Source organism: Pseudoalteromonas sp. 2CM32C, assembly GCF_023161925.1.
Lineage (GTDB): Bacteria > Pseudomonadota > Gammaproteobacteria > Enterobacterales > Alteromonadaceae > Pseudoalteromonas > Pseudoalteromonas marina.
The window spans coordinates 97,972-107,779 of the sequence record NZ_JALNTI010000012.1 but is presented as its reverse complement, the minus strand read 5'-3'; the positions used below and the strand labels follow the sequence as shown (position 1 = coordinate 107,779).

Below are 9,808 nucleotides of genomic sequence, written 5' to 3'. Positions count from 1 at the left end.
TCGACTCACTAAGTGGTTTGCTTGCCTCGCTAAGCGTTGCCTGCTCTGCCGTCTCAGTGGGGTCGCATTATAGGGAGCCGCGAATTTAACGCAAGCCTTTTTTAGCTAAAAAAGTGATTTAAATTGCACCCCAAGCAAGCGCACACCCTAAACACAAGTTACTCACAAAACCCTGTGCATAACTTTACTTTTTAAGCTGATTTTCTCTGCTTTAACATCTAAGAGTCATCAATAAAAAAGCACCTTTAATAAAGGTGCTTTTATTTAGCCGAACTTATAATCAGCTTTTAATATAAAATACTGTATAGCTTTCTACGGTATTTAGCTGCGAGCGCATCGCCATCTGGTAGAGAAGCTATTATAGCTAAAAAGCTTGGTTTAGCTTCGTTATAGTTAAGGTCCTTTTGTAGTACTTTGAATAGCACTTCTAATGCCTCTTCTTTTCTTCCTGCTTCGTTTAATAAAGCACTGAGCTCTTCTTTAAGTTCTAAATCGTTCGGATACTTATCTACTTGCTGTTGCTTTTGTTGTATCTCTGGAGAATCTTTTGCATCTAAAGCAGCTTCGCATTTTGCTTTGATGTTATTGAAGTACGCATCTTGATCTTGCGAATCAATCGTTTCTATTAATGCTTGAGCTTCATCTAATTTGTGAATTTGAATACAAATATCTGCAAGCACTAATTTAATACGTACATTAGTATTATCTATTTCGTATGCTTGCTTTGCATAATTAAACGCTGCATTGAGGTCTGATTTAAGTAGAGCCTGCTTAGCTTGTTCTAATAGCAAATCCTGTTGAGCAGGTAAGTGCTTAGATAGGGCTTCCCGTATTTGTGACTCAGTTTGAGTACCTGCAAGCAAATCGACAGGGGCAGAGTCTTTTAATAGCACAAGCGTAGGCAGCGTTTGTAAGCCAACCTGTTGTGCTAATTGTGAAGCTAATGCTTGCTCTGCATCACAATCTAAATTCGCTATTACTATATGGCTTGTATATTCAGCTGCTATTTTATCTAAAATTGCAGCCTGCCCAATACAATCAGGACTTTGAGGTGAGAAAAAGTTAAGTAATACTAATTTTTGTTGTGATGTTTCCCCAAGGACCTGTTGAAGGTTTTGTGCATTAATACTTACTATATTACTCATTGAATTGATTGCCATACTTATCTATTTAGGGTTTTATATGGTGATTAACATAATAAATACAAGTCGTATAACTAAATCACTCGGCATACATTACCAATTAATGAGGCAAATCATGAAACTATCTTACCTTAGCGCTGCATTTTTATTTGCAGCTCCGCTTTTGCAAGCCAAAGGACTTGACCTAGACCTAAACAAAACAATGCCTAGTATTGAAAAGTTTTACCTCGATTTACATCAATCGCCAGAACTTTCATACAGCGAAAAAAAGACAGGTAAAAAAATAGCTAACCAACTTAATATGCTTGGATTCGAGGTTACAGATAATGTAGGTGGGTATGGTGTTGTTGGTATTTTTAAAAATGGCAATGGCCCAACAGTTATGATACGCACTGATACGGACGGTTTACCTATTACCGAGCAAACAGGTAAACCCTACGCTTCAACTGTAAAAGTTGTTGACGAGCATGGTGCAAAAGTTGGTGTTATGCATGGCTGTGGCCATGATATTCATATGAGCTCATTTATAGGCACTGCCGAGCAACTCATTACTCATAAAAATAAATGGAAAGGTACATTAATGATGGTTGCACAACCTGCAGAAGAGGTTGGAGGTGGAGCTAAAGCGATGTTAAATGAAGGTTTATTTAGTAAATACGCAAAGCCCGACCACGTTATTGCATTACATGTTAGTGCCAGTGTCCCTGCTGGTAAAGTAACTATGAAAAATGAATATACCATGGCAAGTGTGGATTCTGTTGATATTAATATAAAAGGTAAAGGTGGCCATGGCGCGTACCCTCATACCACTATTGACCCGGTAGTTATTGCTGCGCGCACAGTACTTGCTTTACAAACGATTACAAGTCGCGAACTTTCACCTTTAGAACCATCTGTTATAACAGTCGGTTCTATACATGGCGGCTCTAAACATAATGTTATTTCTGATGAAGTGAAACTGCAACTTACACTGCGTAGTTACAACCCAGATGTACGCAATGCGCAAATAGCTGCAATAAAACGCATAACCGCAGGTATTGCGCAAAGCGCTGGGCTTGATGAAAGTGATTACCCTGCTGTTATAGTCCATGAGGATGAATCAATTCCATCTACTTATAATAATCCTTCGCAGACTAATATAGTGCGAAGTGCTATTAAAAATGCGATAGGCGACACAAACGTACTTGAAACCCAAGCCGTAATGGCAGGTGAAGACTTTGGTCTTTATGGCCGTACCGACGAAAATATCCCAATTACATTATTTTGGTTAGGCGGAGTTAACCAACAACAATATGCAAAAGCGATGAAAAATAACGAAACACTTCCTTCATTGCACTCAAGTAAATTTGCACCAGATTACAAAGTAGCTTTACCTACTGGTATAAAAGCCATGAGTAATGCGGCAGTTGCATTATTTAATACAAAATAAATCCCACTTAAGGGCTCAGCCATTAAACTTTTGTTGAGCTCTTTTTATAATTAGATTTTTTAAATGGTGCTTTTTTACTGCGCTTGGCAAAACGATTTTTAGGCGGTGTTTGGGGCAGTTTTGAAAATACATGGCTATCGCAATTAGCTGCTTGCATTACAAAGCCTTCAAGCTCCACCAGCAGCGGTTGTAAAAATTGTTGGTAGCTCATTGCTTGTTGAGCAATGCTGCCTAAACTCGCCTCCCACTTTGCTGTTAAGTCAGGACTTGCTAAACCTTCAGGCAAAACACTAATTAATGCAAGGCCTGTTTCGGTGGCTTTAATTGTTTTGCCTTCACGCTTTAAAAAGCGCCGTTTAAATAACAACTCTATAATGCCTGCACGAGTAGCCTCGGTACCTAAACCATCAGTATCTTTTAATATTTTTTTGATATGTGGATCTTTTACATAACGACTAATCCCCGTCATAGCACCTAGTAAAGTTGCATCAGTAAAATGAGCGGGAGGTGAAGTAAGCTTTTCGACTACATCACCTTGTGTACATACCAGGTCCATCCCTTTTTCAAGGTAAGGTAAAGTAGCCTCTTCTTTTAATTCTGATTTACCCATTAATACCTTGAACCCCAAACTGACTTCTTGTTTAGCGTTGGCTTTAAATAACCCACCAGCAATTGTCACCTCTGCTTTAGTTTCGTTATAAATATAGTCTGGGTAAAACTGGATCAAATAGTGCCTACAAATAAGCTGATACACTTTTGCTTCATCCTTGGCTAAGCTAGCTGACTTTAATTGCTTTGCCGTAGGTACTATAGCGTGATGCGCAGCTACTTTTGCGTCATTAAAGCACTTACTGCGCTGCTTATCATTTGCACCATTTACTAACTCCACTTTTTGACCGTCATTAGTTGCAATTGCTTTTAAAATTGAAGGTGCATCTAAATGATGTTTTTTAGGCAAATATCGATTATCTGAGCGAGGATAAGTAATTAATTTATGGCGCTCATAAAGTGTTTGGCAAATATCAAGCACCTGTTGGGCAGCCATACCAAATGCCTTTGCTGCATCTATTTGTAGTGCTGATAGATTATAAGGTAGAGGTGCACTTTGCTTTTTTTGTTTTTGTTCAAGCGATGTCACCTCTCCTGTTTGATTAGTGATACGCGAAGCCACGTTTTCGGCCAATGCTTTATTTAGCACTCGCCCCTCTTCATCTTGATAAGGTTCGCAAGCTTTACTCGGTACCCACTTTGCTTTAAATACCTGCTTCTCAGGAGTAACTAAACTAGCTAGCACCTCATAAAATGGTTTTGATATAAAATTAGCTATTTCTGTGTCACGATTTACCACTAAGCCCAAAATTGGCGTTTGTACGCGCCCAACTGATAGTACATTACCAAACCCTGCTTTTTGTCCCGCTAAAGTATAAGCCCGAGTGAGGTTCATACCAAAAAGCCAATCAGCTCGTGAACGTGCAAGTGCTGATACACTTAGTGGAATAAATTCCCGATTAGAGTGCATACTACCAAGCGCTTTTTTAACTGCAGCTAAGTTTAAATCGCTTATAAGTAGACGCTGAATACCTTGCTTTTTAGCTTTGCTTATTTTGGCTTGTTCTATCACTTCATCTACAAGTAACTGCCCTTCACGGTCGGGATCGCCAGCATGAACTAACGTTGATGCCTGTTTGATTAGCTTTTTTAAAATAGTTAATTGCTTACGAGTTTTAGGTTTAGATTTTAACCGCCATTGCTCAGGTACTATAGGGAGATGTTCTAATTGCCATTTTTTATAGCGTTCATCGTAATCATCAGGTTCAGCTTGTTCTAACAAATGGCCAATACACCACGAAACACAATCACCATTTGCGACTTCAATGTAACCGTCGTGTTTTTTATGTGGTTTTGGGAGCGCATCTGCAATTGCACGTCCAAGTGATGGTTTTTCTGCGATGTAGAGTTTCATGCGCCGGCCTACAACTGGTTATATAAACAGTAGTTTAGCATAACTATTTTAAAGAGGGGGAGTTTTTGATTTATTGTCGGTTCAATAAATAGAGACTGGTAATAATTTGTAAAACTCAAAGCTGGGCTACTAATTAAGCCCAGCTTTATAATTTGAGCATTACCTCACATCAATAGGGTCAGACTCTTTTGCCTTACCTTGTAATATAGATATTTCAACTCGGCGATTCCGGCGCCGGTCTTCATTTGTCTCGTTAGGCACAAGCGGCCGAGTTTCTGCTCGCCCTACAACCATCATTCGTGTTTTATCAAACCCTTGAACTGTTTGCAATTCGCTAGCAACAGCCACTGCACGCTTAGACGACAAATCCCAGTTATTTACGTATAACTCGTTTGATACCTGAAAATCATCTGTATGCCCTGATACTGTAATTTCACCTGGTACGTCTTTTAAAAGTTCGCCAATGTCTTGAATAATCGGTTTAAACTTAGGTTGTAAAAAAGCACTGCCCGAAGGAAACGAGCCATTTTCTCTAATACGAATAATAATTTGCTGACCTAATGATTCAAGTTCTATTGCACCATCTATTATTTGCCTTTCTAACTGCTGTGCTATTTTTTTAACTAGCTCATTTGTTTGCTCTTGATCTGCAGCGGATATTGCTTGTTCTGATGATTGCTCTTGTGAGGTACTTCTAGATTCACCACCACGTTTATCGCCTCGCTGTTCTTGCCTGCCGCCCGCTGAACTTTCATCACCAGCCTGAAATTCTAGCATTTGTTGTGTCATTTCAACGGTTTGCTGTTGAATAGTTTCAATGGGTGTAGGCTCTGGTTTACCTGGGGTAAATTCCATAGCGATAACCGATGTCCCTTTTGGGATATCTTTAACTTCAATTTTATTTTGCACACCAAAAGCAAACTTCATAGAACCTGCAATTTGCTTGAATTTAAGTACATCCATTTCTGAGAATGCCAATAAGAGTACAAAAAAGCACATTAATAGCGACATTAAATCAGCAAATGTACCCATCCAAGCAGGCAAACCGGGGGGTGGGCATTTGCACTCTTCATCAGACATGGTTACTCCTCGGTATCAACTTTACGTTTAGACTCAGCCAAGTAGTTTTTCAAAATACCTTCAATAACTTTGGGGTTTTGACCATCTTGAATTCCTAAAATAGCATCAAGAATCAAACGCTGATTCATCGCTTCTTCGTCTTTACGCAGCTCAAGTTTTACCTGAATCGGAATTGCTACTACATTCGCCAAAAATGCACCATACAAAGTGGTCAATAGTGCCACAGCCATTGCAGGTCCAATAGCTTTGGGGTCGTCCATGTTTGATAACATGGCAACTAGGCCTATCAATGTACCAATCATTCCCATTGCTGGAGCTATGTCGGCAAGTGCTTTAAATAAGCCAGCGCCTAGTTCATGACGGGTGGTGGTTAGGGAAATATCTTTTTGAAGTGTAGCGCGCACAACATCTGCGTCATGACCGTCAACAAGCATGTCAACGCCTTTACGCATAAATGGGTTTGGGATTTCAGCTTCTTCGAGTGCTAAAAAGCCACCTTTACGAGCAGAATCCGCAAGCTCTACTGCTTTTTCTATTAACTCTTCGGGCGACTCAATTTTAAACATGAATGCCTTACCAACCACCTTACCTATCCCTAAAAACTGAGACATAGTGAAGTTTGATAAAACAATAAACAGCGAGCCACCAAATACAATTACACTTGAAGGCGCATCGGCAAACATGCCCATTTCACCGCTACTACTCATAAACATAGACATGACAATTAAGCCTATTGCGCCTAGGATCCCTATTATGGTTGCTAAATCCACATTTCCTCCAGAGATTTCATGTTTAAATGCCTTATCATAAACTTTTTATTATTAACTGCTTATCGGCAACATACTGAATTGCTTAAGTCATTTTTGTAAATAAACATAAAAGTTATATTTATTATTTTATATCAAGTTAGGCGCACTGCCTAATTATCGAGTTTTCCTGACTAATAACACTGATTAACACGCGATTAATCGCGCTAAATGTAAAAAACTCATATCATCCTTTGACCTAGTTTAGCATTCCCCCTAAAATTGGCTCCTAAATTTATCATGTAAGCTGAAATAAAGATGGCGACTAAAAAACCTGAAAACTTAAGTTTCGAAAAAGCACTAGAAGAATTATCAACAATTGTTAGTGAAATGGAACAAGGTGATTTATCGCTTGAACAATCATTAAAGCAGTTCGAGCGTGGTATTGCACTCGCTGGTGCGTCATCTGAAAAACTACAGCAAGCAGAACAAAAAGTATCTATTTTAATGGGCAATAGCGAAAAGTCAGCACTTACAAACTTTAATAATGATATGGAATAGTTGTGAGCATAAAAGACTATATTGAACGTGCTCAAATAGATGTAGCTACTACACTCAATAGCTACTTTGAACAACCGCTCGATAGCGATAAAACAATAAAAGAAGCCACTCATTACAGCTTATTTAATGGTGGAAAAAGGCTGCGCCCTTTTTTGGTGTACGCTGTTGGTGAAATGCTAGGCGCTAAAAAAAGTGACTTAGACATTTTGGCTGCAGCCATAGAATGCATTCATAGTTATTCATTAGTACATGACGACCTACCAGCTATGGATGATGACGATTTACGCCGCGGCTACCCCACTTGCCATATTGTGTATGGCGAAGCGCAAGCCATTTTAGCGGGTGATGCATTACAAACTCTCGCCTTTGAACTTATAGCCACACATAACTTTAATTGCTCAGCGCAATCACAAGTAAAAATGATTGCTGCACTTGCACATGCATCAGGTATTGAAGGGATGGTGGCAGGACAAGGTTTAGACATTGCCGCAACTGACAAAGTTGTTTCTGTACAAGAGCTTGAGCGCATCCATAAGTTAAAAACCGGTGCACTAATTAACTGTGCTATAACACTAGGTGCACTGTGCAGTGAAAAAGCAGATGAACAAACTTTAGAAAACTTGAGCGTTTTTGGGTATGCTATAGGGCTGGCATTTCAAGTACACGACGATATTTTAGACGTGGAAGGTGACACCTTTATACTAGGTAAACCACAAGGCTCAGATATAGAAGCGAATAAAGCGACATACCCGGCGTTATTAGGTATGCTAGGCGCTAAAGAAAAGGCGCAAAATTTAATAACACAAGCCCACGAAGCGTTAGCACTTATTGATGCAGATACTACGCTTCTTGCGTCGCTGGCAAATTACCTTATTGAACGTGACCACTAGTCACAGTTTAAGCGTATTGCAAATAGCACTGACATTATTACTTAACATTCGTTGTTCACTCCCATTTGAAAGCGAATGTGATCGAAGGATATAAAAAAGCCATGACACTTGATAGTAGCAAGTATCCATTACTTAACTTGGTTGACAAACCAGCTCAATTACGAGACTTAGCGCAAGATAAACTTCCCGAGTTTAGCAATGAGCTACGTGAGTATTTACTTAACTCTGTATCGCAAAGTAGCGGTCATTTAGCGTCTGGTTTAGGCACAGTTGAGCTTACAGTTGCACTTCATTATGTATATAACACACCAGAAGATCGTGTAGTGTGGGATGTTGGGCATCAAGCCTACCCGCATAAGATCTTAACGGGTCGCCGCGACCAAATGCATACTATTCGCCAAAAGGATGGTCTGCACCCATTCCCATTTAGAGATGAAAGTGACTACGACACATTCAGTGTTGGCCATTCTAGCACCTCAATTTCTGCAGCTTTGGGCATGTCAATTGCTGCGCAAAAAGAAGGCGCAGGGCGTAAAACGGTTGCAGTTATTGGTGATGGCGCTATTACTGCGGGTATGGCATTTGAGGCGATGAACCATTTAGGCGATGTAAAATCAGACATGCTTATTATTCTAAATGATAACGAGATGTCGATTTCAGAAAACGTTGGCGCACTAACCAACCACTTTGCGCGTATTCTATCTGGTAGCTTTTACACCAACATTCGCGAAGGAAGTAAAAAGTTACTGTCTGGCGTACCGCCTGTTAAAGAGCTTGCCAGCAGAATGGAAGAGCATCTTAAAGGCATGGTTATCCCTGGTACGTTTTTTGAAGAACTTGGCTTAAATTATATTGGCCCAATTGATGGGCACGATGTAAACATGCTGGTTGATACATTACGTAATATGCGTAATTTAAAAGGCCCACAACTTCTTCATATAAAAACGCAAAAAGGTAAGGGTTACAAGCCAGCTGAAGCCGACCCTATTGGTTACCACGGCGTTCCTAAGTTTGATCCAAACACATCTAGCTTGCCTAAATCAAAACCGGGCGCCCCTACTTTTTCAAAAGTATTTGGCGACTGGCTATGCGACATGGCGCAGCAAGATGATAAGTTAATGGCTATCACTCCTGCCATGCGTGAAGGCTCGGGCATGGTGCGCTTTTCAAAAGAACATGCTGATAAGTATTTTGACGTCGCAATTGCTGAACAACATGCTGTAACTCTAGCCGCAGGTTTTGCATGTGAAGGCTTAAAGCCTGTTGTTGCTATCTATTCAAGCTTTTTACAGCGCGCATACGATCAGCTCATTCACGATGTTGCATTACAAAACCTCCCTGTATTATTTGCCATTGACCGAGCAGGTATTGTTGGTGCCGATGGCGAAACACATCAAGGCGCATACGATCTCAGCTTTATGCGTTGTATTCCTAATATGGTTATTATGGCACCTAGCGATACTAATGAATGCCGCCAAATGTTATACACCGGTTACAAAGCTAATTGCCCGGTTGCTGTTCGTTACCCTCGCGGAAGCGCTGGTACGGCAGATATTCAGAGCGATATGCAACTTTTCGAAATTGGTAAAGCAAATACAATAAAAGAAGGTTCAAAGATTGCCATTTTGTCATTTGGTACACTGCTTGAAAACGCACAACTTGCTGCAACTGAACTTAATGCAACGCTTGTTAACATGCGCTTTATAAAGCCGCTTGATACTTCACTGTTAAACGACATTATTAAAAATCATGATGTCATTGTTACACTTGAAGATAATGCCATTGCCGGTGGCGCAGGCTCTGCGGTTAACGAATACTTAGCTAGCCAACAGGCCAATGTTAAAATACTTAACTTAGGTATTCCTGATGAGTTTATTAAGCACGGTACGCAAGACGAAATGCACGATGAAATGGGCTTAGGCGAGCAAGGTATTTTAAGTTCAATAAGGTCATTTACTGCTTAGTTAATTACTTTAACTGTTTAAAGAAAGGAGCCT

The 9,808-nt window shown here is 40.0% G+C and carries 8 protein-coding genes; 4 read left to right on the top strand and 4 right to left on the bottom strand.

The features are described from left to right. Positions 1-287 precede the first annotated feature (287 nt). Positions 288-1,145, bottom strand: coding sequence for a tetratricopeptide repeat protein (locus tag MTF67_RS17135; protein WP_006794254.1), 858 nt, complete (start codon positions 1,143-1,145; stop codon positions 288-290). A gap of 112 nt (positions 1,146-1,257) precedes the next feature. Here MTF67_RS17135 and MTF67_RS17130 point away from each other — a divergent pair, with 112 nt between their 5' ends. Beyond that, complete coding sequence (locus MTF67_RS17130; protein WP_039038403.1) at positions 1,258-2,571, top strand: amidohydrolase; 1,314 nt, start codon at positions 1,258-1,260, stop codon at positions 2,569-2,571. 22 nt (positions 2,572-2,593) lie between these two features. Here MTF67_RS17130 and MTF67_RS17125 read toward each other — a convergent pair whose 3' ends face one another. From MTF67_RS17125 to pomA, 3 genes are all read right to left on the bottom strand, one after another. Next, the gene (locus tag MTF67_RS17125) at positions 2,594-4,534 is read right to left on the bottom strand and encodes a DNA topoisomerase III (protein ID WP_248520231.1); all 1,941 of its coding nucleotides are present in this window, start codon (positions 4,532-4,534) and stop codon (positions 2,594-2,596) included. A gap of 159 nt (positions 4,535-4,693) precedes the next feature. Further along, complete coding sequence (locus MTF67_RS17120; protein ID WP_006794258.1) at positions 4,694-5,614, bottom strand: flagellar motor protein MotB; 921 nt, start codon at positions 5,612-5,614, stop codon at positions 4,694-4,696. Between the two features lie 2 nt (positions 5,615-5,616). After that, entirely contained in the window at positions 5,617-6,384 is a 768-nt protein-coding gene (gene pomA / locus MTF67_RS17115) for a flagellar motor protein PomA (protein WP_008132143.1), read from the bottom strand. Positions 6,385-6,678: 294 nt separating this feature from the next. On the opposite strand from pomA, the gene MTF67_RS17110 reads away from it, so the two are divergent. The 3 genes from MTF67_RS17110 (at position 6,679) to dxs (ending at position 9,775) form a co-directional block, all read left to right on the top strand. After that, entirely contained in the window at positions 6,679-6,921 is a 243-nt protein-coding gene (locus tag MTF67_RS17110) for an exodeoxyribonuclease VII small subunit (RefSeq protein WP_006794260.1), read from the top strand. Between the two features lie 2 nt (positions 6,922-6,923). After that, positions 6,924-7,811, top strand: a complete 888-nt coding sequence (gene ispA, locus MTF67_RS17105; protein ID WP_248520230.1) for a (2E,6E)-farnesyl diphosphate synthase — start codon at positions 6,924-6,926, stop codon at positions 7,809-7,811. 101 nt (positions 7,812-7,912) lie between these two features. Continuing rightward, positions 7,913-9,775: a 1-deoxy-D-xylulose-5-phosphate synthase gene (dxs, locus tag MTF67_RS17100; RefSeq protein ID WP_248520229.1), complete on the top strand. Its 1,863-nt coding sequence runs from the start codon at positions 7,913-7,915 to the stop codon at positions 9,773-9,775. The last annotated feature ends 33 nt before the right edge of the window (positions 9,776-9,808 follow it).